The sequence below is a fragment of the Lentzea flaviverrucosa genome (genome assembly GCF_003350445.1).
Lineage (GTDB): Bacteria > Actinomycetota > Actinomycetes > Mycobacteriales > Pseudonocardiaceae > Lentzea > Lentzea californiensis.
Genome location: NZ_QQAU01000020.1, coordinates 70,692 through 93,859, shown reverse-complemented (window position 1 = coordinate 93,859; position 23,168 = coordinate 70,692). Strand labels below are relative to the sequence as shown.

Genomic DNA, 23,168 nt, shown 5'->3' with positions numbered 1-23,168 from the left:
CAATCAGGATGCCCTGCCACGACCACAACGCGACGGTGTGGCACGGCACTCCGCTCCTGCTCGACGTATGAGAAAGGGCTGTGCCACACCGCGACGGCGTGGCACAGCCCCTTCTCACTGCCTACTCGTACGCGATCGCGTCCAGCACGTTCAGCCTGGCCGCGCGGATCGCCGGCAGGATCGCCGCGATCACACCGACGAACGCCGCCACCACCAGGTACTGCACCATGGTCATCCAGGGCAGCCCGATCTCGGAGATGCCCTGGTCCTTCAGCGCCTGCACGGTCGCGATGCCCAGGGCGAGGCCGACCGCGAGGCCGAGCACCGCACCGAACACCGAGATCACCACCGACTCGACGGTGATCATCCGCATCACCTGCGACCGCCGCATGCCGATGGCCCGCAGCAGACCCAGTTCGCGGGTCCGCTCGATCACCGACAGCGCCAGGGTGTTGATGACGCCGAGGACGGCGATCAGGATCGCCAGCGCCAGCAGGATCTGGATCATCAGCAGGACCGTGTCGAACTGCGAGGTCGTCTGCTTCACGAACGCGCTGCGGTCCTGGACGGTGATCTCCGGGTTGTCCGCGAACAGCGGCTCGACGCGCTTCTGCACGTCCGCCGCGGAGACGCCCGGCGAGACCTGCACGAACGCCTGGGCGATCTGGTCGGACCGGAAGTTCGCGGAGGCCGACTCCGGCAGCACCAGCGCGCCCTGCAGCACCTGCGACTTCACCCAGATGAAGCCGACCGTGTAGGTCTTCGGCTCACCCTTGGCCAGTTGCAGTGTGACCTTGCTGCCGACCGACCAGCCCTTCTCGGCCGCCATCTCCTCCGGCAGCGCGAGCTGGTCGTCCTTCAGCGGCGCGATGGTGCCGGACTTCGGCTTCAGCGCGAACATCGTCGCCATCGCGGGCAAGTCCGTGACGCCGACGGCGAACAGCTGGTTCTCGCCCTCGAGCACACCGTCCTGCGACCAGCCGACCGCCGCCTTGACGCCGTCGGTCTTCTCGATCTTCGTCAGGACGTCCCGCCGGAACGTCGCGGGCTCGCCCTCCATCTGGCCCTCGCCGGAGACGATCAGGTCGGTCTGCAGCTGACCGGTGGCCAGCTTCTCGATCGACTTGGTCGCCGACGTCAGCACCACGCTCACGCCGGTGATCAGCGAGATGCCGACCATCAGCGCGGCCGCGGTGATCGCGGTGCGCCGCGGGTTGCGCGCGGAGTTGCGGCGGCCCAGCAGGCCCGGCATCGACCACGACAGCAGGCGGCCGATCAGCGACACCATCGGCTTGGACATGATCGGCGTCAGCAGCGCGACACCGACGAACGCCACCAGGATGCCGCCGAAGATCAACGGCAGCGAGGCCTGGTTGAAGCCGAACGCCAGCGACGTGCCGCCCGCGGCGGCAACCAGGGCACCGGTGATCGTGATCTTCGTGAGCGGACGGTCCGGGGTGGCCGCCTCGCGCATCGCCGCGACCGGCGCGATCCGCGACGCCCGCAGCGCCGGCATGACGGCCGCGACGACGGTGACGATCATGCCCACCGCGAACGACGAGATGATCGCCGACATCGGCACGCCGATGCTCGCGAGCTGCAGGTCGGTGCCGCCCACCGAGCTGAAGATCTTCGCCAGCAACGCGCCGATGCCGATGCCCGCCCCGAGGCCGACGATCGACGCGATCAGGCCGATCACCAACGCCTCCAGCACCACGGACCCGATGACCTGGCCGCGTGAGGCGCCCATCGACCGCAGCAGCGCCAGTTCCCTGGTGCGCTGGGCGACGATGATGGAGAAGGTGTTGAGGATGATGAAGATGCCGACGAACAACGCGATGCCGGCGAACCCGAGCAGCACGTAGTTGAAGAACTTCAGGCCCTCGTTGATCTGGTCGGCCTGCTCCTTCGCCAGCACCGCACCGGTCTTGACGTCGTAGCCGGAGCCCAGCTTGGCCGCGACGGCGTCGCGCAGGGCGTCGTCCGTGGTGCCCTGGGCCGCCGTGACGGTGATGCCCGAGAACACGTCCTTCTTGCCCAGCAACAACTGTTGCGCGACCGGCTCGGTGAACGCCACCGAGAGTTCGCCGCCCAGCGAGTCACGGCCGCCCGCGTACTCGTAGATGCCGGTGATCTTGAAGGTCCTCTTGGGCTCCAGGGTCAGCAACGCGATGTCGTCGCCCACCTTGAAACCACCGGTCGTCGCGAGGTAACCGCCGACGGCGACCTCGTTCTCACCGGCCGGAGCCTTGCCGTCGCGTATCTTCTCCTGGCCCGTGCCGGTCCAGTTGAAACCGAACCGCGGCGAGCCCGACGTGGTGATGACCTTGCCGTTCTTGCCGATCGGCCGCGCGGAGCCCTGCACGTCACCGATGGCCGACGACACGCCCGCCACCGACTTCACGTCCGAGATCGCCTGCGGCGTCAGCGGTTCGGGCTGCTTGCCCTTCTCCGCCTTCGGCGTCACCGAGACGTCCACGTTGGCGAAGGCCGACGAGAACAGGTCGGTGAACGACCGCTGGAGCGTGTCGGTCAGCACGAACGAACCGGACACGAACATCACGCCCAGCACCACCGCGAGCGCGGACAGCACCAGCCGGAGCTTGCGCGACAGCAGGCTCTTGAGAGTCGCCTTAAACATGCGGCACCGCGACAACTGAGTCGAGGTGCTTCATCGTGTCGAGGACCTCTTCGGCCGACGGCGACAGCAGCTCGCGGACGATGTGGCCGTCCTTGAGGAAGATGACGCGGTCGGCGTACGAAGCGGCGTTCGGGTCGTGCGTGACCATCACGATCGTCTGCCCGAACTCGCGGGCGGACCGCTGCAGGAACCCGAGCACCTCGGCACCGGACTGCGAGTCCAGGTTGCCGGTCGGCTCGTCCGCGAACACGACGTCAGGGCGCGACACCAGCGCACGCGCACAGGCGACGCGCTGCTGCTGACCACCCGACAGCTGCGTCGGCCGGTGGGTCAGCCTGTCCCTCAGGCCCACCGTGTCGACCACGACGTCGAACCAGTCCTTGTCGACCTTCTTGCCGCCGATCGCCAGCGGCAGCGTGATGTTCTCCTCGGCGGTCAGCGTCGGCAGCAGGTTGAACTGCTGGAAGATGAAGCCGACCTTGTCCCGCCGCAGCTCCGTGAGCCCGCGGTCCTTCAACCCGGTGACCAACGTGTCACCGACCCACACCTCACCGCTGGTGACGTCGTCGAGCCCTGCGAGGCAGTGCATCAACGTCGACTTGCCCGACCCCGACGGGCCCATGATCGCGGTGAACCTGGACTTGTCCAGGTCGACGCTCACCCCCGCGAGCGCGGTCACGGCAGCGTCGCCGGACCCATAAGACTTCCAAACGTCGACGGCTCTGGCCGCGACTCCATCGGACGCGCTCACTTGTCTGTCCCCTCCTGTGGGCTTCGTGCGCACCATCTTCGGCGACACGGGCACACCGAAGGGTCAGGTCTTCCACTGAGATAGACCCTGAGATTAACCCCGGTGCCCCCGCCCCGAGTCACCACGCTGAGAGAACTCTCAGCTGCACCGAGTGCACGGATGATCGCAGGAGGAAAGGATATTCCACTGCTGCGGCAGTGTCTTCCGCCTTCGGATGACTAGGCCGTCAACTTCCGTCGCATGGGGACGGTCGGTTCCATCAGCCATGAAACCAATTCCACTCGGAGGCCTTCGCGCAACGCGTTCTCGGCCAGCCAGTGGTCCACGTCGCCGCGGTAGGCGCTCGCGGGCCTCGGCCAGCGGGCCAGCCACTCGCCGAACGCCGCGTTGAACGCGATCGGGCCGCCCGGCGGTCGCACGCCCAGGACGAGCACGGGATCCTCTCCGGTGGCCATGGAGGCGGCGGTGTCGTACGTGCCACCGAAGAGGATCCGTTCCGCGCCCAACTCACGGGCTTTGTCCGCCACCCCGAAGAACGCCGACCCGCGCCCGTGGGCGCGCACCACCAGCTGGTGCGCGCCGAAGTCGGTGTCGAGGAACTCGTCGGTGTACGTGCCGTCGTCGGCCAGCACCAGCACGTTCGTGCCGCCGGGGAGTGCCCCGGCCTGCCCAGGATGCGTGATGCCGATGACGGTGATGCCCACACCGTTGATTCTGCTCGCCGAGTGTTAACCCGTTGCGGCGCTTGCGTTAAACAAGTTTCGGAAGCACCTCGGCACCGAAGAGGCGGATCGTCTCGACGACCGAGTCGTGCGGCATGCCGCCGATGTCCACCATCACCAGGTGCGTGTCGATCGACAGGTGCTCCGCCAGCTCGTTCAGCCGTGCCGCCACCTCGTCCGGTGTCCCGCACACGGCCGCGCCGTCCATGATCGCGTCGACGTCGATGTCGCCGTCCCCCCGCCACGGGTCCGCGAACCGCGCGTACTCGGCGAGGTGCGGCCGCCAGCGTTCCCGCGCGTCCTCCCGCGCCACGAAGACGTGACTGGGCACGCCGACGCGTCCGGCGGGGAAGTGCTCGCGGTACCGCTCGACCAGCTCGAGGTAGATCGACGGATCGCGCAACGTCGACGGCAGCATCAGCGGCATCTCCAGTTCGGCGCCCAGGTCCGCCGACACCGCCGACCCCGACCCGATCCACACCGTCGGCCTGGGCGTCTGCACCGGCCGCGGCGTCGTCGTCACGTCGCTCAGCTGGCCGCGGAACCGCCCGTCCCAGCTCACCGACGGCTCCTCCAGCAGCTTGAGCAGCAACCGCAGGTGCTCCTCGAACCGCGCCCGCAGCTCACCCGGCTGCACGCCGAACGCCGCGTCGGTCTGCTGGTCCACCCCGCGCGCCACGATGAGCTCCGCGCGCCCGTTCGACAGCACGTCGAGCGTCGCCAGCGACTCGGCCACCAGCACCGGGTCGCGGTGGGCCAGCAGCGTCACGCCGGTCGACAGCCGCAGCCTGCTCGTCCGCGCCGCCACCGCCGCCAGCAGCAGCTCGGGCGCGGAGACGATGTAGCGGGTGAAGTGGTGCTCGCCGATCGCGACGCCCGCGAACCCCGACTCCTCGGCCACCACCGCCTGCTCGACCATCGCCCGCAGGCGGTCGGCCTGGGGGACCTCCTGCCCGGTGCACGGGTTGGGCAGGTGGTCACCCAGGATCAGGAGGTAGACGTCCATGCGCGCCATTTTCCATCTTCCGGGGCAAGATGGTTGATGTGGTCACCAACAACAAGGCCGAGAGCCGCTACGAGGTCCACGTCGACGGCGAGCTCGCCGGCTTCCTGGAATACCGCGACGTCGCGGGCGTCCTCGCGCTCGTGCACACCGAGGTCGACGAGGCCTACGCAGGTCAGGGCCTCGGTGCCCAGCTCGCGAAGTACGCGCTGGACGACGTGATGGCGAGGGATGTCAAGATCTCCCCGTTGTGCCCGTTCGTGGCGAAGTACATCGACAAGCACCCTGAATACCGAGTTACTATCCGGTAGTAATTAGTTGCTGTCGCTAACAACGAGGTGGCGAGCGTGTGGAGTGAGCCGGGCGCGTTCGAGGTCGCACCAGGTGTGCACCGGATTCCGCTGCCGCTGCCGAACGACGGCCTGCGCGCGGTCAACGTCTACGCGATCGAGGACGGCGACGGCCTGGTCATGGTCGACTCCGGCTGGGCGCTGGACGAGGCGCGTGACCAGCTCGAAGCGGCCCTGGGCACGCTGAACAAGGGCTTCGAGGACATCAAGCGGTTCCTCATCACGCATGTGCACCGCGACCACTTCACGATGGCGGTGTCGCTGCGCAGGACGTTCGGCAGCAAGATCGGGCTGGGCCTCGGCGAGCAGCCGTCGTTGCGGCACATGCTGCACGGCCAGGACGACCAGCACGTCGACGACCTGCGCAAGTGGGGCGCGAGCGAGCTGGCCGAGACGTGGATCAAGATCATGCACCACGTCGACCGCGGTGAGGCGCTGCGCGACTACGAGGAGCCCGACGAGTGGCTCGTCCGCAGTACCGTCGGCCTGGAGCACCGCGAGCTGGAGATCGTCCCGACGCCCGGCCACACCCGCGGTCACGTCGTGTTCGTCGACCACACCGCGAAGGTGCTGTTCTCCGGCGACCACGTGCTCCCGCACATCACGCCGTCGATCGGCTTCGAGCCGTTGAGGCCCGAACTGCCGCTCGGCGACTACATGACGTCGCTGCGGCTCACCCGCCAGCTGCCGGACCTCAAGCTGCTGCCCGCGCACGGCCCGGTGACCGACAGCTCGCACGCCCGCGTCGACGAGCTGCTGCAGTTCCACGAGCAGCGCCTGGAGGAGATCCTCAGGGCGGTCGCGGGCAGCGCGTTCGAGACCGCGCGCAAGATCGGCTGGACGCGGCGCCAGCGCCGGTTCGACGACCTCGACATGTTCAACCAGGTGCTGGCCATCGGTGAGACGGCCGCGCACCTCGACGTTCTGGTCGAACGTGGCGAATTGACCCGAACTTCGAACGCCGGCGTGCTCGAATACCAGGTGTGACACCGCTTGAGCTGGCCGCCTGGACCTGGAAGATGCCCCGCAGGGGGAGAGGCTTCTGGTTCTCGCTGGCGATCGACGTCCTGTGGCCCGTCGTGGTGCTGTTCGTGCGGCTCAGGGTGCGCGGCAAGCAGCACGTGCCGGGCAACGGCGGTGTGATCCTCGCGTTCAACCACCTGTCCAACGCGGACACAGTGGCGGCCGTGGTGTTCGCGCTGATGTCGGACCGGGTGCCGCGCGTGCTCGCGAAGGCCTCCCTGTGGCGCATGCCGGTCGTCGGCTGGGTCATGCGCTCCGGTGGTCACATCCCGGTCGAACGCGGCACCGTGAAGGCCTCAGACGCGCTCAGGCCCGCTGTGGAGGCGTTGCGCGACGGCGAGTGCGTGATGGTGTTCCCCGAGGGCACCTTCACCGACGACCCGGACAACTGGCCGATGAAGGGCAAGTCCGGCGTCGCGCGGATGGCACTGGAGTCCCGCGTGCCGGTCGTCCCCGTCGCCGAGTGGGGCACGCAGGACCTGCTGCCCAGGGGCACGGTCCTGCCGCGGTTGTTGCCGCGCAAGAGGATCGAGGTGGTCGCGGGCGCTCCGGTCGACCTGTCCGACCTCTACGACCTCGAACTCACCGCCGAAGTGCTGGCAGAGGCCACCCGGCGGGTCATGGCGGCCATCACGACGATGCTGTCAGGCATACGTTCGGCTCAGGCGGGTAGCCAGAGTGCATGACCACGCGAGAGGAATTCGAGTTACGCAGGCAGCGTCGTCCGGGTGGCACGGGCATCTGGGCGCCGGTCATCCCTGAGCCGCGCGAGCCCCAGCAGTGGGTCGTGCAGGCCGACGACGAACCCGTGATCGTGCGCAGCGTCGACTAGCGCCCACCTCGCCTAGGCGCGTCTGGACACCGTAGACGCGTCTAGCTGCGGTACACGGCATGTCTCTGGACCAGGAACTGCTGGCGGCGGCACGGACGGCGAGTTCCGCGTCCGCCGCTGCCCAGAGCCAGGCCGACATCGCCAAGGCCGTCTGCCACCACACCGTGCTGCGGCTGCACCGCGCCGGTGGGGCGATGCGCGAGATCGCGGAGGCGCTGCAGATCAGCCACCAGCGCGTGCATCAGATCGTGGAGCAGCCCAAGAGGACTGAACGGTGCTGGTTCTGCGGCTGCGGCGTCGGCGACGACGGCAGGCTGATGGCCGGACCGGCCGCGCTGATCTGCGACCTGTGCGTCGCCGAGGGCCAGACCGGCGAGGTCGGCGACTGCTCGTTCTGCAGTGAGACCGAGCCCGTCCACGAGGGCGCGGACGCCACGATCTGCCGGTCCTGCCTGGACTTCGGTGCCGCCGTGATCAGCGGGGCAGCTTCACCACGGTGACGAAGAAGTCGTCGATCTGGCGGACGACCTCGATGAACCTGTCGAAGTCCACCGGCTTGGTCACGTACGCGTTGGCGTAGAGGCTGTAGCTGCGCAGGACGTCCTCCTCGGCCTCCGACGTCGTCAGCACGACGACGGGGATCGAGCGCAGCTCGGGGTCGTTCTTCACCTCGCCCAGCACCTCGCGGCCGTCCTTGCGGGGCAGGTTGAGGTCGAGCAGGATCAGGCCCGGCCGCGGCGCGTTCTCGTACTGGCCCTCGCGGCGCAGGAACTCCAGCGCCTCCACCCCGTCCTTCACCACGTGCAGGACGTTGCGGATCTTGTGGTGCTCGAACGCCTCCTGCGTCATCAGCGCGTCACCGGGGTCGTCCTCCACCAGGAGCACGTCGATCACGTTCAGGTGTGCTTCAGTCATGCGGTTACCTCAACCAGGTCTTCTGCGGCGACGGGCAGGGTGAACTCGAACGTGGTGCCGGAGTCCACATCGGTCTTCAGCCAGATGGTGCCACCGTGGTACTCGACGATCTTGCGGCACATCGCCAGGCCGATCCCCGTGCCCGGATAGGCGTCCTTCGGGTGCAGGCGCTGGAAGATGACGAAGATCCGATCACTGTACTCCGGCTCGATCCCGATCCCGTTGTCGCGGACCGAGAACTTCCACACCTCGCCGTCGCGTTCGGCGTCGATCTTGATCACCGGAGCCGACGGTCCCTTGAACTTCAACGCATTGCTTATCAGGTTCTGGAACACCGCGCTGAGCAGAGACGCCTCACCTCGCACGGAGGGCAGGTCGCCCACGACGATGGTGGCCCCGGTCTCCTCGACGCGGTCGGAGAAGTTCCCCACCACGTGGCCGACCAGCTCGTCCAGGTCGATCATGGTGCGCTCGCGGGTGATCCGGCCGACGCGGGAGAACGCCAGCAGGTCGTTGATCAGGCCCTGCATGCGTTTCGCGCCGTCGACGGCGAACTCGATGTACTGGTCGGCGCGCTCGTCGAGCTGGCCGCCGTACCGCCGTTGCAGCAGCTGGCAGAACGACGCGACCTTGCGCAGCGGTTCCTGCAGGTCGTGCGAGGCCACGTAGGCGAACTGCTCCAGCTCGGCGTTTGAGCGCTGCAGCTCGGCCGACCGCTGGTCCAGCGACTCGAGCTCCTGCACGATCCGGCGGCGCATGGCGTTCACGTCCTCGCCGAGCATCACGGTCTCGAGTGGACCGTCCGCGTCGATCTCGTGCTCGAAGTCACCGGACGCCACCTGCCGGGTGTGCGCGGCGAGGCTCGCCAGCGGCGCGACCAGCAGGCGGTGCAACAACACCGACAGCCCGCCGATCGCCACGACCAGCAGCACGCCCATGCCGATCACCAGCCACAGCACGACGTTCGCCGTGTCCTCCAGGTCGTCGCGAGCCTGCCGGGCGAGCCCGGCGACGTCGGTGCGCAGTGCCGACACCTCGGCCCGGAGCTGGTCGAACAGCACCTTGCCGCGCTCGATGTCGCCCGCGCTGGCGGAGGCGACGCCGGCCTGCTTGATCCCGGCGACAGTCGGCTCCGCGTACTCCGAACGCCACTGCCGCGCGAGGGTCTCGATGCGGCTCACCCGGCCGTTGATGTCGCCGACCAGGGCGCGCATGCTCCCGGAGGCCTCGACCTCGGCCTTCTGGCCGTCCAGGTACGGCGCGAGGAAGTCGTCCTGACCGGTGAGCACGAAACCGCGCACCCCGGTCTCCTGGTCCAGCAGTGAGCGGTTCAGCTCGTTCACGCGGCGCCCGGCGGGCTCGATCTGGTCGACCGACCGCGAACGCGCGTCGCCCAGCGCGTCGAGGGCGATGACCGTGGACGAGATCGCCACCGCTGTCATGGCCAGCAGGATCGCCACGATGACGCCCAGCAGGCGACTGGCCGGAAGCCTTTGCGGCAGGTTCACTTTCCGTCCTTCAGCAGCAGGAGGGCCACGTCGTCGTCGAGTGCCCCACCGTTCAGCTCCGTCACCTCCGCGATGACCGAGTCCATCCAGTCGGGGCCGTCCCGCAGGTGCCTCGCCAGGATCTCGCAGAGGCGCTCGACACCGAGCCGGTCGACGTCGTCAGGTACCCGGCCCTCGATCAGTCCATCCGTGTAGCAGGCGAGGGACCAGCCGGACGGCAGCGGCACGTCCACCCCGGTCCACGCGTAGTCGGGCAGCACGCCGAGCGGTACCCCGATCTTCGACGGCGGCAGGTCCACGATCTCCCTGCCGACCATCATCAGCGGCTCGGGGTGCCCGGCGAGGAAGTAGCGCGCCGAGCGGCGGTCCGGCGCCACGGTGATCATGCACGCCGTAGTGAAGATGCCCTCACCGTGCCGTTCCGCGACCAGCACCTGGTCGAGCGTCCGCAGCACCTTCTCCGCCGGTTCTCCGGCGAGGATCAGGGCGCGCCACGCGATCCGCAGGCAGACGCCCAGCGCTGCCTCGTCCGGGCCGTGGCCGCAGACGTCGCCGATGATCGCGTGCACGGTGCCGTCCGGCAGGCCGACCGCGTCGTAGAAGTCGCCGCCGAGCAGCATCCGCTGGCCACCGGGCTGGTAGCGGACCTCCAGGTTCACGTCCGAGTTCTGCAGCAGCGGGGGAGGGAGCAGGCCGCGTTCGAGCCTGCTCCGTTCGGCCGCCAGGAGCTTGGCCTCGCGCAGCTGGAACTGGGCGTTGTCGGCGCGGCGGCGTTCGACCGCGTACCGGACGCCGCGCAGCAGCAGTTCGCCGTCGACCTTGCCCTTGATCAGGAAGTCCTCGGCGCCGGCGGCGACCGCGGAGATGCCCTCGCGTTCGTCGTCGTGCCCGGTCAGCACCAGGATCGCCGGCGCGTTCGGTTTGGCCAGCAGCCGGTGCAGGCCGTCGAGCCCCTGTGAGTCGGGTAGTCCCAGGTCGAGGAGCACGCACTCGGAGTCGGAGAGCAGGCTTTCCGCCTCCGCGAGCGTGTGAGCGCGCGCGAGGACGAACGGCGCGCTCGCTTCTTCGAGCAGCGCCTCGACCAGGAGGGCGTCGCCATCGTCGTCCTCGACGAGGAGGACGCGCACTGTCTTCGTTCGCATCAGGTCGGAACTTTAACGTTATTCGGCTGCGCCGCTCGCGTCCGACCTACCAGGATTGCGGGCGTGTTGATCCGTCTCGCCCAACCAGCCGAACTCCCTTACCTCCAGGAGATCGAAAACGCCTCCGGAGAACCGTTCCGCGACATCGGGATGCCCGAGATCGCCGACGACGCCCCGATGTCCCTGGCAGACCTCGCCGAGAACGAGGTCTGGGTGGCCATCGGCGCGGAGGGCGTGCCCGTCGCGTTCATCGCCGTCGGTGACGTCGACGGCGCGACGCACGTCCACCAGGTCAGCGTGCACCCCTCGCACGCACGCCAGGGGATCGGCGCCGCGCTGATCGAGCACGTCACCCGCTCCGGGCGCGCTGTGACGCTGACGACGTTCCGCGACGTGCCCTGGAACGCGCCGTACTACGAACGCCTCGGGTTCCGCGCCGTGGCGGAGATCTCGCCCGGCCTGGCCGAGGTCATGCGCGAGGACGCCTCACGGGGCCTCGATCCCGCGACCCGTGTCGCGATGGTCCTTCTCCCAGCGCAGGTACGAGCCTGAGGCCACCGACAGACTGCTGAGCAGCCACACGAGCACACCCGCGTCGTCGGTCACCCCGATCACCGGGAGGAACTCCGGCAGGACGTCGATCGGCGACACGAGGTAGAGCAGCGCCACCGCCCACATCATGACCTGGCTGCGCGGCAGCTCCGGGTACTTGCCGCCACGCCAGGTCTTCCACAGCCGCGGCAACGCCTTCAGGCGTGCGATCGGGTTGCCGACCGGCCCGGGGCCGTTCTGCGCGCGCTTGCGGCGGTTGCGCAGCACGCCCAGCCCCGCGAACACCAGTCCGAGCGGGATCAGCACCCAGCCGACGACCGCCGGGCTCAGCCCGCCCATCGGGGCGTTGCGGAACAACAGGATCAGCAGACCCGACAGCGAGATGAACGATCCGAAGACGACCATCTTGCTCCCTAGCTCGGCTCCTGGAAGAGCATCGTCGGAATGGCTTTGTGCGGCTGCCTCTGCTGGGCGGGCTCGGGTTCCCTGAGGTCGATCACAGGTTCGGGTTCCTCGGCGGGAACCTCTTCAACCACCGGCTTCCGCACGGCCTTCACCGGAGGCGTGTAGGGCTGGTCCAGGGCGGCGCGCGCCTTGGAGATCCAGACCTTCTGCATGGCCTCGTCCTTGCCGCCGGCCGCGGTGGCCGCGAGTCCGGAGAGGACACCGCGGATGCGCGGGACCAGAGCCGGATGACGCCGGATCGCCTGCCACACAGCGTGATCATCCGGTAGCCGAGAGGACACGAGCCGCGTGATCTGAGCGCGCAGCTCCTCTGTGGACAGATCGAGCCAGCGCTCGACCGCTGACGGGCCTATCGCCACGTAGCCAGCCTTCCCCGAACTTCTGCGAAATTCCCTGCGAAACGACAACTGCCCCCACAGGATCTCACGGATCCCGCGGGGGCAGATGGGCTGGTGTCGCGAAACGTCAGGAAGCCACGACTTCGAGCAGGGTCTTCCCGTTCTCGTCCACGATCCTGAACGTCGCGATCTCGTGCCACCGCATGGCCACGTTCGCGGCCAGCTTGATGGTCTTCTTGTCGCCCGCCACCGGTTCCGGTGCGTACCAGGACGTGACCTGCGCTACACGGCCCGCGCGACCCACGGCGACGAGCGAACCCCTGCTGGGGCCCGACATGCCGGTGACCTCGATGTCCATCGCGGTCCCGGAGGGGGTGTCGGCCGCGGTGATCTTCGTGCCGACGCCGCTGTTCGGGTCCTGGTGCTTGACCTCCATCGACGTGTCGGTGGAGTTGTTCGCCACCCGCGTCTGCGACGTGGAGGTGCTCGGGTTCTGGGGCGCCGCCTGGTTCGAACCGTCGTTGCCACCGCGCACGACGAGCGTCGTGACCACGGCTGTCACCGCCACGACGCCGGCGGCGGCGGCCGCGACGCCCTGGGCGACGAACCACCGTCGGCGCTTCCTGCGCGCCGAAACGGCGTCGAGCATGACTCGCACCGACTTGCCATCGGGGCGTTCCGGCGCTGTTCCGCGCAGCATCCCGCCCGCGTCGGCCTCGTCGATGAGGTCGGGCACCACCGCGAAGTCGCGCAGGTCAAGAGCACACCGCCGACACTCGGTCAGGTGGTTCTCGAACGCCTCCACCTCATCGGCATCGAGGATGCCGAGCACGTAGGCGGCGACGTCGAGGTGATCTGGTGCCGTTGTCACCGCGTCTCTCCCCGATCGTGCAACGCACGCCGCAACGCACGGAGCGCGTAGTACACCCTCGACTTGACCGTTCCCGGCGGCACACCCAGTGCAGCCGCGGCCTCACCGACAGTGCGGTCCCGCAGATATGTTTCGAGAATAGCCTCCCTGTGTTCCTCGGAGAGACCGTTCATCGCCTCCGCCACGACGATCGCCGCGAGGGTGCGATCCTCTTCGCTGCCGGAGGGTGACTCGTCCGAAGGGGTCAGTTCGAACTCCTGCGGACGGACGCTTCTCTTACGTCTGTCGTCAATGACCAACCGCCTTGCCACCGTGAACAACCACGACCGCAAGAGCACGGGGTCACGCTCGAGTTTCTCGGCGTTGCGCCATGCCCTGACCAGGGTCTCCTGCACGATGTCCTCGGCCCACTGCCGATCATGGCCGGTCAACCTCATGCAGTGTCCCAGCAGGGCACTCCCGAATTCCTCGTACAGCCGACGGATCAACTCTTCCTCGAGAGACCCCGGTCTTGGTGATTGTTCGTCTAACTCACGTTGACGTCTATGCCGCGCCACGGTGGACATCCTTGCCTCATCAAGCGGCTGAAGTCGAGAGGCAAATATTCCTCACGAAGTTCGTGAACCGTTGCCGGATCGTGTCCGTACTCCTCGGTACCCCCGCTGAGAAAGGACCTGCCGATGCGACGTGGACCAGCCATCACCGCCCTGGCGGCACTGGCTATCTCCCTCACCGCGTGCGGTAGTGCCGACACCCCTCCCGGAGGGGTCGCAACGGGCGGCTTGCAGGCGAAACCCGCTGATCTGAGCGGGATGAACAACTACTTCATCTCGAACAACGACCAGATGGGCTGGTTCGTCACCGACGCCGACGGGCTCCCGCTCTACCGGTACGACAAGGACGTCCCCAAGCCGTCCAAGTCGAACTGCGAGGGCGAGTGCGCGAAGGCCTGGAAGCCGGTCCTCGCGGACAAGACGCCGATGGCGACCGGTGTGGACCCCATCTCGATGGGTGTCCTGACCAGGCCTGATGGCACCAAGCAGCTGACCATCGCGGGCTATCCGCAGTACACGTACGCCGAGGACAAGGTCGCCGGTGACATGAAGGGCCAGGGAAAGGGCGGAGTGTGGTTCGTCACCGCTCCCAACGGCGCCAAGATCACCGGTGGCAAGGCTCAGAACAACAGCAGCAAGAGCAGCAGCACGCCGAGCACGTCCCCCACGGGCACCGGTCAGACGCCGTCGTCTGCGCCTCCGCCCGCCGCGCCCGGCTACTGAGCCCACTGCTCGGCTGTGCTGATCGACCCCCTATCGACTTCCTTTGAACGACTAGGACAACAAGACGATGACCAGAGCCCTCGCCACCGTCTTTGCGATGTTGTTCCTCTTCTCCGGCCTCTCCGCCACGGCTGCCGCGCAGCCCGCGGACACCGGGGGAGTGATGGACACCCCGAGCGGACCGTTGACCGCGAACGACCGCGAGCTGCTCAACAGGGTGCGCCTCGCAGGCTTGTGGGAGATGCCCATGGGCGAGCTCACGGCCACCAAGGCGTCGAACGCCAGGGTCAAGCAGATCGGCAAGATGATCATGCTCGACCACATGATGCTGGACGCGCTGACGAAGAAGACGGCCGCCGGGTTCGGGCTGACCACGCCCGACGTGCCGAACCCGACGCAGCAGTCGTGGATGGAAGAGATCAACGCGCTCGAAGGCGACGCGTTCGACCAGGCGTTCATCGCCCGGTTGCGGGCCGCGCACGGCCAAATCTTCCCCTTCATCGCGAAGGTCCGCTCAGGAACGCGCAACGACGTGATCCGCGGGTTCGCGCAGGCAGGCATCGACGTGGTCATGAAGCACATGACGTTGCTGGAGAGCACCGGCCTCGCGGGCGACGCGTCGTTCGCCGAGCCCCAGCCCGCCGGCAACATCATCAACGCGACTCTGGCCTCCGACGAGGGGCCGAACATGTGGGTGATCCTCACGGTCACCGCCGCGGGAGCCGTTCTCACCGTGCTCCTGCTCCGAGTACTCCGCCCGCGACGACCGGTGCGGTGATTCTGCAAGACCCCGTTGCACGACGGTAAACGGAGGTGGTGTCCCAAGGTCAGAGGCACTCCAACGCGGACCTGTTCCCACCCGCCCGGCCCTGATGTGTCCACTCCTGCACCCAGGACCGGGCGGGTTCCCGCGAGAAGTACTTTTCCGGAGGAAGAGTTGTTGTCGAGCCAGATTCCGCTCCTGGTGGCCCAAGCCGAGTTCGACTCGGGTGTCAAGAAGATGGCCCAGATCTCCGCCAGGCTGGCTTATGTGCTGATGTGCGCGACCTTGTCCTGGGGCGTGCTGATCGCGACCGGGTGGGCCGAGAAGCTCACCGGCCGTGAAGGACTGAAGAACGGGCACATGGTGCTCGCGTCACTGGCGATCGCGTTCGGCTGCATCCACGCGTTCGCCTTCTCGTTGCTGCAGGGTGCCCCCCTCGGCATCATCAAGCTCATCCTGCCGTTCGTGGACGGCGGTCTTTTCCGGCACGCGCTGGGCATCCTCGGCCTCGAGGTCATGCTCGCGATCGCGGTGCTCGCCTCGATGAGGCACAAAGTCTTCTACCGCAAGTGGTTGAGGTTCCACCAGACGGCGTACATCGCGGTGACGATCACCGTGGTGCACTCGTGGTTCGGCGCCATCGCGAACGGCAACCTGTCCGTCCTCTGGCTGGCCGGCCTCACCGTTCTCGTCCCCACCGCGACCCTGGCCCTGGCCCGGTTCCTCCCGCCCGAGGTCCTGGTGCGGATCGGCATGCTCGACCCCGAACGCGGCAAGGAACCCGGTGTCGGCGAGGGCGACGCGATGGACGTGAGCGTCAACAACGAGAAGTGCCACCGCTACGGCACCTGCCAGGCGGAGGCCCCGGATGTTTTCCAGCTGATCGAGGACAACCGCCTGACCTACAACCGCCGGCCGCCCGAGGAGCACTTCGCTCAGGCCCGTGCGGCACAACGTGCGTGCCCGATGCGCGCGATCGAGATCAGGGAGCGAGTGAAGTGAGCGAACGGATCGTGGTCGTCGGCGGCGGACTCGGTGGAGTCCGTTCCGCGGAACGGCTGCGGGAGATGGGTTTCGACGGGCAGATCACCATCCTGTCCGCCGAGCGGCACCTCCCGTACCACCGCCCTTGCCTGTCGAAGCAGATGATCACCGGAGAGTGGACCCCGGACGACTCGTTGCTGTCTTTCTCGGGCGACCTCGACGCCGAGTGGCGCATGAACTCCCCGGCCCTGCACCTGGACCCCAAGAAGCAGTCGGTCTGGGTGCCCGGTGGCGAGGAGATCAAGTACGACGGCATGATCATCGCCACCGGCGTCGACGCCAGGGCGATGGGCGGCGCGCCGCGCCACGACCCGCGGGTGCACGTGCTGCGGACGTTGGACGACGCGATCGCGATCCGCAAGAACATCCGTCAGTCGCAGGGGCTCGTCGCCGTCATCGGTGGCGGGTTCATCGGCTGCGAGCTCGCCTGTTCGATCCGTCACATGGGCCGCGACGTGGCCCTGATCGTGCGCTCGCCCGCGTTGCTGGGCGGCGTCGTCGGTGACGACATCGGCAAGAAGATCACCGAGGCGCACGTCGAGCACGGCGTCCGCCTCGCCACCGGTGTCGGCATCAAGCACTGGGTGCGTCAGCCCGGCGGCATCGGGATCCACCTTTCGGACGGTCAGGTGTTCTTCGCCTCGTGCGTCGTGCTGGCCGTCGGCGCCTCCCCGGCCGTCGACTGGCTGCGCGGCTCCGGCCTCGACATCTCCGACGGCGTGCTGTGCGACTCGACGAACCACGTGGTCGGCGCCGAGAACCTGGTCGCCTGCGGTGACGTGGCCCGCTGGCCCAACATGCGCTTCAACGGTGCCGTGCGCCGCGTCGAGCACTGGCTCAACGCCGTCGAGGGAGGCAGAGCCGCGGCCGAGAACCTGTTGGTGGGCCGCAACCACGCCAAGACGTACACGCCGGTCCCGCGGTTCTGGACCGAGCAGTACGGCATGCGAGTGCAGGGCGCGGGCCTTCCCGTCCTGGGCACCGACACGACCGACGTGAACGGGCTCACCGGGTTCATCGCCAACGGCAAGCTCGTCGGCATCGTGGGCTTGGAGTCGCCCGGCAAGATCATCACCGAGACCCCGGAACTGTTCCGGCAGAACGCGGTCGAGACGAACGTTCCAGTGTGGACGCAGCCGGAACCCGCTGCGGCCGAGGCGCCGGAGGTTCTCCCGACCGCCATGATCCCCGTTCCCGAACCGGTCGCCGCCCACGCATCATCCGTTCCCCCGTCCGTCTCGTCGTCGATGTCGCCGCCATTGCAGCGGCGGAGGCATTCGCGCTCGAGGCCGGAGATGGTGCGAGTGGGCGGAGGACGCGCGAGGCCCTAACCAGGTGGTGGAGGACTCAGGTTGCCGGTACAGGGCAAGCGGGAACGGCGAACTCCGACGTCGCCCGCGTGGCCAGGTGGCGGACCGATGACGTCACGCGGCGATGCGCTCGTTCCCGCGCCGGCGACCTGAACCTCCCTCTCGCGCGTCACCAGCGGTGTGGCGGCTCGGAGGGCTCCCGAGTCGCCACACCGGCCTATTTGTGGGGTTGTTGGATTCCGGCGGTGCGGGTTCAGCCGGGTGGGTGGTTGCCTTGCGTGGGCGGTCCCTCAGGCAGTACCGGGCCGGTGCCGGTCAAAGCCTCGATCGCCGAGTGCGTGGCTCACCACCGCTTGACCAGCCGAAGCAGTTCACACGCCTCGGCTTCGCCATCGCATTGGCGGCACGAAGTCCGCCCTACGGGGCCGTGATCACCTGGCCCGCCCAGGACAGACCGCCACCGAAGGCGAACAGCAGGACGGGCTGGCCGGACGGGAGTTCCCCGCGCTCGGCCATCTTCGACAGCGCCAGCGGGACCGAGGCGGCGGAGGTGTTGCCGGACTCCACGACGTCGCGTGCGATCACCACGTCGTCGCGCAGGCCGAGGCGCTTCGTCAGCGCCTCGATGATGCGCAGGTTGGCCTGGTGCGTGACGACGGCGGCGAGGTCGGTGACCTCGATGCCCGCTTTGGCGCAGGCCTGTGCGGCGATGGCGGGGAGTTCGCTGGTGGCCCAGCGGAAGACTGCCTGGCCCTCCTGCGCGAAGCGCGGCTGCCATTCGTCCACGAGGCGGACGGCGTTGGCCCGTGTCGGGTCCGAGCCCCAGGTGGCCGGGCCGATCTGGGCGTCGGGGGAGGCGCTGACCACCGCTGCTCCCGCGCCGTCGCCCAGCAGGATGCAGGAGGAGCGGTCGGTCCAGTCGACGAGGTCGGACATCTTCTCGGCGCCGATCACCAGGGCGTGCTGGGCGGCGCCTGCCCTGATGGTGTGGTCGGCCGTTGCCAGCGCGGTGCAGAAGCCCGCGCAGGCGTTGTTCATGTCGAAGACGACTGCGGAGGGGATCGAGAGGCGCGCCGCCACCTGGGCCGCGGTCGACGGGCTGCGGTCGATGGCCGAGCAGGTCGCGACGATGACCTGGCCGATGTCGGACGGGGCCAGGCCGGACGCGGCGAGTGCCTTTGCGCCTGCTTCGGAGGCCATGTCGGCCACGGTTTCGGTGGGAGCCGCGATTCGGCGGGTCGAGATGCCGGTGCGCTGGCGGATCCACGCGTCGTTGGTGTCCACCATCTTTTCCAGGTCTGCGTTGGTCAGCACTCGTTCGGGCTGGTGGTGACCGAGCGCGACGACACGGGAACCGGACAAGGTGAACTCTCCTTCGGCCAGGGCGACGCGGCGAATATAGCAACCGATCGGTCGGTAGCTAAAGAGACGTAGAATACAGAGATGAGCCCGCGCCGATCTGTCGCCGACACCCTCGAGACACGGCAGCGCATCCTCGACCGGAGCCTCGCCATCGCGTCCGCGGAAGGGCTCGAAGGGCTGACGATCGGCCGGTTGGCGGCGGAGCTCGGGATGAGCAAGGCCGGGTTGCTCGGGCACTTCGGCACCAAGGAGGCCCTGCAGCTCGCGGTGGTCGACCAGGCCGCGGAGGTCTTCCTGCGGGAGGTGCCGCGCAAGGTGAAGCAGATGCCGTCCGGGCTGCCGCGCCTGATCGACGTCTGCGAGGCCTGGGTGTCCTACCTCGAACGCGAGGTGCTGCCCGGCGGGTGCTTCTTCACCGCCGCCACGGCCGAGTTCGACGGGCGCAGCGGGCGGGTCCGGGACGCGCTGGCCGGCATGAACGCGTTGTGGCGCAGGGATCTGCGGATCCACATCCGGCGTGCGGTGAGCGACGGCGACCTGAAGCCGGACACGGACGTCGAGCAGCTGATCTACGAGCTCCTCGGTGTCATGCTGGCGCTCAACCACTTCCTGCAGCTCGAGCACGACAGCGCGGCGCCGCGCCGGGCCCGTCAGGCGCTGAAGCGGCTGCTCACGAAGTGATTCACGACCTCGGCGACCTCCGCCGGGCGCTCGGACACCATGCCGTGCGTCGCGTCGATCTCGTGCACCCGCACGTTCGGGGGCAGGTCGCGGCGCAGTCCGGCGCGGTGGGCGTCCATCAGGGGCAGGAGATCTGCCGGCACCGGCAGGTTGCGGGTGGCGAGCACCAGCAGGAACGGGCAGGACGCTTCGGCGAACACCGGCAGGGCGTCCAGGAACTCGGGTGACGTGCGCAGGACCGAGGTGATCGAACGGTCCGGCCGGGTGACCACCTCCAGCTGCGCGGTGAACAGGGCGTTCAGCTTCGCCAGGCCGGACGCGACCTCGTCGGCGGGCAGCCCTGCGTAGTTCTCCGGATGCGTGGTGGCGGAACGATGTCCGTCCAGGCTGACCGCCGCCGGGCACGTCGGATGCCGCAACGCCCACAGGCCGGCGAGGATGCCGCCCAGCGAATGTCCTACGACGACGGGACTGTCGAGTCCGAAGTGGACGGCGGTCTCGTCCAGGTCGTCGAGCACCGCCTCCCAGTCCCACGCGCCGTCGTCGGACTCGCCGTGCCCGCGCAGGTCGACCGCCACCGCGCGTCCGTCCAGCCGGGGTGCGAGCGCCTCCCAGGCGGACCGGTCGCCACCCAGGCCGTGCAGCAGCAGGAACGGCTGTCCGTCGCCGCCGAAGTCGGTCGCCGCGAGCTTCACTGTTCTCTCCTCAGGCCGAGACGAGCGCGGATCGAGTCGACGGTCACGCCGCCGTCGGGATGGCGCAGCAACTTGTTGCGGTTCACGAGGTCGTGCACGCCCTGGCGGGTGATGCCGAGCATCGCCCCGGCCACGCCCAACGAGACGTGGGCCCTGCTCGGATGGCCGGCGCGGCGTGCGGCGACGCGGCCCAGCGGTGTCGCCCACCAGCTCTCGGGCGGGTCGAACGGGGTGTCGCCGGGGTGCAGCACCGCGATCAGGCGGACGGCCACCTGCCGGGCGAGGTCGTCGTCGGGCCCGAGCAGCTGCGCCGCCCACATCTCGGCGTCGGCCTCGGCGGAGGAGCGCACGCCGGTCAGGTCTGCCTGCGGCAGCAGGATTTCCAGCGGGTCGAGCAGCCGGCTCGTGACGAGCCGGATCAGGTCGTCCCGCAGGTCCACGTGTTCCGAAGTGGTCGCCACTTGACAGACGATAGCAAGTACTTGACGTCTTCTGTCAAGTAGTCGGGCGCATCGCCTCCAGCACGGGGACGAGGACGGCGCGCGAGTCGGAGCCCTTGACGACCACCTGCCGCAGGGCCAGCCCGATTCCCAGTGCTCCGAGCAGGACGACCAGTTGTGGCAACGGCATCGCGGGTTCGAGGCCCAGGCGCCGCAGGTGTTCGGCCAGCAGGGCGACGACCTGGTCGTCGTGGCGTTGCTGGAGGGCGGCGACCTGGGCCGCGATCTCGGGCTGCCGCGCCGTCGCGGCGAGCACCTCGGCGGCGACCGTGGTCCACTTCGCCGCCTCCCCGCCCGTCACGCCGCTGAGGATCGCGATCACGTCGTCACGGCAGGTCGCCTGGTCGAACGCGCCGCGCAGGCCTTGCAGGTGGGTTCCCGCGTCGGCCTCGACGATCGCCAGCCACAGTCCCTCCTTGCCGCCGAAGTGCTTGTAGAGCGCGCGGCGGGTGTAGCCGGCCTCGGCGGCGATCTCCTCGACCGTCGCCCCGAGGAAACCGCGGCAGTCGGCCTCATGGACCTCCTGTTCGGCGTGGTCGCCTTCGCGAGCGTGCCGCTCACCCTGGCCGGGTTCACCTGGTACGCCGTGCGGGCCCGCCGCACCGGCAGCGGGCAGTCGCTCATGGCGCCCTTCGAGGAGAACTGGGATCCGGTCGCGCACAGGACGAACGTCGAGGTCCACGCGCAGGCCCGGCGCACTCCGCAGGCGCCCTCGCCGGGAGACCCTCCCGCCCTGTGAGCGGGAGGGTCGATTCAGCGCGTCAGGCGGCCCACATCTGCACGGGAGCGATGTAGTTCCAGCTGTAGAGCTGGTTCGCCCCGTCGTAGCTGCCGTCCGTGCCCGCGCCGTAGGTGTCGTGGACGTAGAACTGACCGTTGTCGTGGTAGCCGATCACGACGGACAGGTGCCCGGCGGTCGAGCCCCACGTGCCGCTCATGATCACGAACTTGCCCTGGTCGAGGAACGCGCGGACCTGCGCCGGGGTGAAGTTGCCCTGCTGGACGGCGGCGCCGTTGCGGGCCAGGAAGTCGCGCTCGGACTCCCAGGAGGCGCAGGGACGGGCCGGGTTGCCGCCGCAGTAGTAGCCGGTGATCCAGCCGTGCGCGCCCTTCCAGCTCCCGGTGCGCGACCAGTCGTTCATCGTGCGGTTGAAGGTGGTGCCGCGGTTGCTGAACTCGTCGGTGATGTAGCGGCCCCACTTCGAGTAGTGCGAGAAGGGCTGCGAGACCTGCACGCCGAACTCGGCGGGCAGCTGGTAGGTCACGAGGTCGATGACCGCGCTGGTCGGCCCGCAGGACGAGTTGCCGTTGAACTCGTTGCGCGTGTCCCACAGCTGGTGGATGTACTCGGCGCGGTTCAGCCGGCCCATCGTGGTGACCTCGCCGTCCAGCGAGGCGGCGCGAAGACCCGACGCCTTCACGTACCCCTTGGCGGGGCTGCCGATCACGGCCTCGGTGCCGTTGAAACCGGTCAGCGCGTAGTTGAACGACAGGCCCTCGACGACCCGGGAAGCCTTGCGCGAAGCCAGGTCGTGCACGTAGACGCCGTTGAACGCGTCGAACTGCCCGGTGCCGAGCGTCTTGTCCGACACGCACCCCATGACCTCGTACGCCACCCGCGCGCCGTCGGTGCTCCACACCGCGCTGCGGTAGTGGTGCCGGGTCTCGCCGACCAGCGACCGGACCTCGCCGTGCTCCGACGCCAGCCCCAGCCACTGCGGGTCGGCACCGCCGCAGCGGTAGATCTCGTTGTGCTTGATGAAGCTGACGTGCCGCTCGCCCTTGACGTCGACGAGCTTGAAGTCGCGGTACAGCGACGTCGCGTCGGAGGTGATCAACGGCTTGGCGGCGCCGGTCTTCAGGTCGAACCGCACGAGCGAGCCCACGTACGTGCTGTCGTCGGCGACGTCCGGGTGCTGCACTGCCAGCAGTCCGGTGCCGTCGGAGGTGAACCCGAGCAGCTGGGGCGCGCGGCCCTTGAGCTTGCCCACCGGGACGCCGTCCACCACGACGTTCTCGCCGTCGGCGTAGGCCAGCACCGAGCCGTGGAACACGGCGGAGGTGATCGCGCCGCGTGCCACGGCACGGGACTTGCCGTAGCGGTCGACCGTGTGCAGGCCGCTGCCGCTCGTGCCGTCGAAGTCGGAGATCACGGCCGCCAGCGCACCGTCCGCGGACGAGGAGGACCGGATCGTGAAGGCGGGATCGCTGACGTCGAAGGTGGCTCTCTTCACGCCACCGACGACCACGTCGTAACCGCCGCCCGAACGGACGGCGTGCGACTGGGACGGGCTCTCGGAGTAGGGCTCGACAGCTTGAGCGGGGGACACGGCGGCAGCCAGGGTGCCGAGTGCCACCACCAGCGCCAGTGAGGTTTTCGTCATGGCTCGAACGTCCCGGTGCGTGGCATGCGTCCGGTATGT

Annotated in this window: 27 protein-coding genes; 11 read left to right on the top strand and 16 right to left on the bottom strand. The window is 68.6% G+C overall.

Translation table 11 applies throughout. The features are described from left to right. Positions 1–121: 121 nt before the first annotated feature. From DFR72_RS41630 to DFR72_RS41615, 4 genes are all read right to left on the bottom strand, one after another. A complete protein-coding gene (locus DFR72_RS41630) occupies positions 122–2,641 on the bottom strand; it encodes an ABC transporter permease (protein ID WP_090065106.1) in 2,520 nt (839 codons plus the stop codon). Then, positions 2,634–3,392, bottom strand: coding sequence for an ABC transporter ATP-binding protein (locus DFR72_RS41625; protein WP_245983892.1), 759 nt, complete (start codon positions 3,390–3,392; stop codon positions 2,634–2,636). Before DFR72_RS41625 ends, DFR72_RS41630 begins: the two co-directional genes overlap by 8 nt. 218 nt (positions 3,393–3,610) lie before the next feature. Then, the gene (locus DFR72_RS41620) at positions 3,611–4,096 is read right to left on the bottom strand and encodes a hypothetical protein (protein WP_090065105.1); all 486 of its coding nucleotides are present in this window, start codon (positions 4,094–4,096) and stop codon (positions 3,611–3,613) included. Between the two features lie 46 nt (positions 4,097–4,142). After that, positions 4,143–5,120: an LLM class flavin-dependent oxidoreductase gene (locus DFR72_RS41615; RefSeq protein ID WP_170176646.1), complete on the bottom strand. Its 978-nt coding sequence runs from the start codon at positions 5,118–5,120 to the stop codon at positions 4,143–4,145. A gap of 38 nt (positions 5,121–5,158) precedes the next feature. On the opposite strand from DFR72_RS41615, the gene DFR72_RS41610 reads away from it, so the two are divergent. Genes DFR72_RS41610 through DFR72_RS41595 form a run of 5 tightly spaced genes read left to right on the top strand, consistent with a single transcriptional unit; the run spans position 5,159 to position 7,822 of the window. Continuing rightward, complete coding sequence (locus DFR72_RS41610; protein ID WP_425459943.1) at positions 5,159–5,428, top strand: GNAT family N-acetyltransferase; 270 nt, start codon at positions 5,159–5,161, stop codon at positions 5,426–5,428. Between the two features lie 36 nt (positions 5,429–5,464). After that, the gene (locus tag DFR72_RS41605) at positions 5,465–6,454 is read left to right on the top strand and encodes an MBL fold metallo-hydrolase (RefSeq protein ID WP_245983891.1); all 990 of its coding nucleotides are present in this window, start codon (positions 5,465–5,467) and stop codon (positions 6,452–6,454) included. Next, entirely contained in the window at positions 6,451–7,176 is a 726-nt protein-coding gene (locus tag DFR72_RS41600) for a lysophospholipid acyltransferase family protein (protein WP_245983890.1), read from the top strand. Before DFR72_RS41605 ends, DFR72_RS41600 begins: the two co-directional genes overlap by 4 nt. Then, positions 7,173–7,322: a hypothetical protein gene (locus DFR72_RS46075; protein ID WP_170176645.1), complete on the top strand. Its 150-nt coding sequence runs from the start codon at positions 7,173–7,175 to the stop codon at positions 7,320–7,322. Before DFR72_RS41600 ends, DFR72_RS46075 begins: the two co-directional genes overlap by 4 nt. A gap of 59 nt (positions 7,323–7,381) precedes the next feature. Further along, positions 7,382–7,822, top strand: a complete 441-nt coding sequence (locus DFR72_RS41595) for a ClpX C4-type zinc finger protein (RefSeq protein ID WP_090065101.1) — start codon at positions 7,382–7,384, stop codon at positions 7,820–7,822. Here the strand turns inward: DFR72_RS41595 and DFR72_RS41590 are convergent. The 3 genes from DFR72_RS41590 to DFR72_RS41580 all read right to left on the bottom strand — a co-directional run bounded on the left by DFR72_RS41590 (position 7,797) and on the right by DFR72_RS41580 (position 10,887). Then, positions 7,797–8,237 (bottom strand): response regulator, encoded by a 441-nt coding sequence (locus tag DFR72_RS41590; protein WP_090065100.1) that lies wholly within the window; start codon positions 8,235–8,237, stop codon positions 7,797–7,799. The two genes, DFR72_RS41595 and DFR72_RS41590, sit on opposite strands and share 26 nt — an antisense overlap. After that, on the bottom strand, positions 8,234–9,679 hold the full coding sequence (locus tag DFR72_RS41585) for a sensor histidine kinase (protein ID WP_425459946.1): 1,446 nt from the start codon (positions 9,677–9,679) through the stop codon (positions 8,234–8,236). Before DFR72_RS41585 ends, DFR72_RS41590 begins: the two co-directional genes overlap by 4 nt. A 62-nt stretch (positions 9,680–9,741) precedes the next feature. Further along, a complete protein-coding gene (locus DFR72_RS41580) occupies positions 9,742–10,887 on the bottom strand; it encodes a PP2C family protein-serine/threonine phosphatase (RefSeq protein WP_090065098.1) in 1,146 nt (381 codons plus the stop codon). A gap of 66 nt (positions 10,888–10,953) precedes the next feature. Between DFR72_RS41580 and DFR72_RS41575 the strand changes: the two genes are divergently transcribed. Further along, positions 10,954–11,439 carry a GNAT family N-acetyltransferase gene (locus DFR72_RS41575; RefSeq protein WP_211335758.1) on the top strand — a complete coding sequence of 162 codons (486 nt, stop codon included), beginning with the start codon at positions 10,954–10,956 and terminating at the stop codon, positions 11,437–11,439. On the opposite strand, the gene DFR72_RS41570 is transcribed toward DFR72_RS41575, so the two are convergent. The 4 genes from DFR72_RS41570 to DFR72_RS41555 all read right to left on the bottom strand — a co-directional run bounded on the left by DFR72_RS41570 (position 11,374) and on the right by DFR72_RS41555 (position 13,679). After that, positions 11,374–11,844 carry a YkvA family protein gene (locus tag DFR72_RS41570; protein ID WP_090065096.1) on the bottom strand — a complete coding sequence of 157 codons (471 nt, stop codon included), beginning with the start codon at positions 11,842–11,844 and terminating at the stop codon, positions 11,374–11,376. The genes DFR72_RS41575 and DFR72_RS41570 overlap by 66 nt on opposite strands. A gap of 8 nt (positions 11,845–11,852) precedes the next feature. Beyond that, positions 11,853–12,263, bottom strand: a complete 411-nt coding sequence (locus tag DFR72_RS41565) for a hypothetical protein (protein ID WP_170176644.1) — start codon at positions 12,261–12,263, stop codon at positions 11,853–11,855. Between the two features lie 106 nt (positions 12,264–12,369). Further along, positions 12,370–13,113, bottom strand: a complete 744-nt coding sequence (locus tag DFR72_RS41560) for an anti-sigma factor family protein (RefSeq protein ID WP_090065094.1) — start codon at positions 13,111–13,113, stop codon at positions 12,370–12,372. Further along, on the bottom strand, positions 13,110–13,679 hold the full coding sequence (locus DFR72_RS41555) for a sigma-70 family RNA polymerase sigma factor (protein ID WP_090065093.1): 570 nt from the start codon (positions 13,677–13,679) through the stop codon (positions 13,110–13,112). Before DFR72_RS41555 ends, DFR72_RS41560 begins: the two co-directional genes overlap by 4 nt. Positions 13,680–13,793: 114 nt before the next feature. On the opposite strand from DFR72_RS41555, the gene DFR72_RS41550 reads away from it, so the two are divergent. From DFR72_RS41550 to DFR72_RS41535, 4 genes are all read left to right on the top strand, one after another. Beyond that, the gene (locus tag DFR72_RS41550; RefSeq protein WP_090065092.1) at positions 13,794–14,390 is read left to right on the top strand and encodes a hypothetical protein; all 597 of its coding nucleotides are present in this window, start codon (positions 13,794–13,796) and stop codon (positions 14,388–14,390) included. A 97-nt stretch (positions 14,391–14,487) separates the two neighbouring features. Continuing rightward, positions 14,488–15,168, top strand: coding sequence for a DUF4142 domain-containing protein (locus tag DFR72_RS41545; protein ID WP_170176643.1), 681 nt, complete (start codon positions 14,488–14,490; stop codon positions 15,166–15,168). Between the two features lie 162 nt (positions 15,169–15,330). Next, entirely contained in the window at positions 15,331–16,155 is an 825-nt protein-coding gene (locus DFR72_RS41540) for a ferredoxin (protein WP_090065090.1), read from the top strand. After that, positions 16,152–17,528 carry an NAD(P)/FAD-dependent oxidoreductase gene (locus tag DFR72_RS41535; RefSeq protein ID WP_170176642.1) on the top strand — a complete coding sequence of 459 codons (1,377 nt, stop codon included), beginning with the start codon at positions 16,152–16,154 and terminating at the stop codon, positions 17,526–17,528. Before DFR72_RS41540 ends, DFR72_RS41535 begins: the two co-directional genes overlap by 4 nt. Positions 17,529–17,924: 396 nt before the next feature. Here DFR72_RS41535 and DFR72_RS41530 read toward each other — a convergent pair whose 3' ends face one another. Continuing rightward, positions 17,925–18,869, bottom strand: a complete 945-nt coding sequence (locus DFR72_RS41530) for a beta-ketoacyl-ACP synthase III (protein ID WP_090065088.1) — start codon at positions 18,867–18,869, stop codon at positions 17,925–17,927. Between the two features lie 81 nt (positions 18,870–18,950). Between DFR72_RS41530 and DFR72_RS41525 the strand changes: the two genes are divergently transcribed. Next, entirely contained in the window at positions 18,951–19,550 is a 600-nt protein-coding gene (locus tag DFR72_RS41525) for a TetR/AcrR family transcriptional regulator (RefSeq protein WP_090065087.1), read from the top strand. Here DFR72_RS41525 and DFR72_RS41520 read toward each other — a convergent pair. The 4 genes from DFR72_RS41520 to DFR72_RS41505 form a co-directional block, all read right to left on the bottom strand. Next, positions 19,520–20,245, bottom strand: a complete 726-nt coding sequence (locus DFR72_RS41520; protein ID WP_090065086.1) for an alpha/beta fold hydrolase — start codon at positions 20,243–20,245, stop codon at positions 19,520–19,522. The two genes, DFR72_RS41525 and DFR72_RS41520, sit on opposite strands and share 31 nt — an antisense overlap. Next, complete coding sequence (locus DFR72_RS41515) at positions 20,242–20,706, bottom strand: hypothetical protein (RefSeq protein ID WP_090065085.1); 465 nt, start codon at positions 20,704–20,706, stop codon at positions 20,242–20,244. The genes DFR72_RS41520 and DFR72_RS41515 overlap by 4 nt, the downstream gene beginning before the upstream one ends. 34 nt (positions 20,707–20,740) lie before the next feature. After that, the gene (locus DFR72_RS41510; protein WP_245983889.1) at positions 20,741–21,406 is read right to left on the bottom strand and encodes a TetR/AcrR family transcriptional regulator; all 666 of its coding nucleotides are present in this window, start codon (positions 21,404–21,406) and stop codon (positions 20,741–20,743) included. 100 nt (positions 21,407–21,506) lie between these two features. Beyond that, a complete protein-coding gene (locus tag DFR72_RS41505) occupies positions 21,507–23,129 on the bottom strand; it encodes a C39 family peptidase (protein ID WP_090065084.1) in 1,623 nt (540 codons plus the stop codon). Positions 23,130–23,168 lie beyond the last annotated feature (39 nt).

Excerpts from the sequence above, each read along its gene's own strand:
- DFR72_RS41630 (WP_090065106.1), bottom strand. The coding sequence starts at position 2,641 with ATGTTTAAGGCGACTCTCAAGAGCCTGCTGTCGCGCAAGCTCCGGCTG.
- DFR72_RS41615 (WP_170176646.1), bottom strand. The coding sequence starts at position 5,120 with ATGGACGTCTACCTCCTGATCCTGGGTGACCACCTGCCCAACCCGTGC.
- DFR72_RS46075 (WP_170176645.1), top strand. The coding sequence starts at position 7,173 with ATGACCACGCGAGAGGAATTCGAGTTACGCAGGCAGCGTCGTCCGGGT.
- DFR72_RS41595 (WP_090065101.1), top strand. The coding sequence starts at position 7,382 with ATGTCTCTGGACCAGGAACTGCTGGCGGCGGCACGGACGGCGAGTTCC.
- DFR72_RS41590 (WP_090065100.1), bottom strand. The coding sequence starts at position 8,237 with ATGACTGAAGCACACCTGAACGTGATCGACGTGCTCCTGGTGGAGGAC.
- DFR72_RS41585 (WP_425459946.1), bottom strand. The coding sequence starts at position 9,679 with ATGACAGCGGTGGCGATCTCGTCCACGGTCATCGCCCTCGACGCGCTG.
- DFR72_RS41580 (WP_090065098.1), bottom strand. The coding sequence starts at position 10,887 with ATGCGAACGAAGACAGTGCGCGTCCTCCTCGTCGAGGACGACGATGGC.
- DFR72_RS41570 (WP_090065096.1), bottom strand. The coding sequence starts at position 11,844 with ATGGTCGTCTTCGGATCGTTCATCTCGCTGTCGGGTCTGCTGATCCTG.
- DFR72_RS41555 (WP_090065093.1), bottom strand. The coding sequence starts at position 13,679 with ATGTCCACCGTGGCGCGGCATAGACGTCAACGTGAGTTAGACGAACAA.
- DFR72_RS41550 (WP_090065092.1), top strand. The coding sequence starts at position 13,794 with ATGCGACGTGGACCAGCCATCACCGCCCTGGCGGCACTGGCTATCTCC.
- DFR72_RS41545 (WP_170176643.1), top strand. The coding sequence starts at position 14,488 with ATGTTGTTCCTCTTCTCCGGCCTCTCCGCCACGGCTGCCGCGCAGCCC.
- DFR72_RS41525 (WP_090065087.1), top strand. The coding sequence starts at position 18,951 with ATGAGCCCGCGCCGATCTGTCGCCGACACCCTCGAGACACGGCAGCGC.
- DFR72_RS41505 (WP_090065084.1), bottom strand. The coding sequence starts at position 23,129 with ATGACGAAAACCTCACTGGCGCTGGTGGTGGCACTCGGCACCCTGGCT.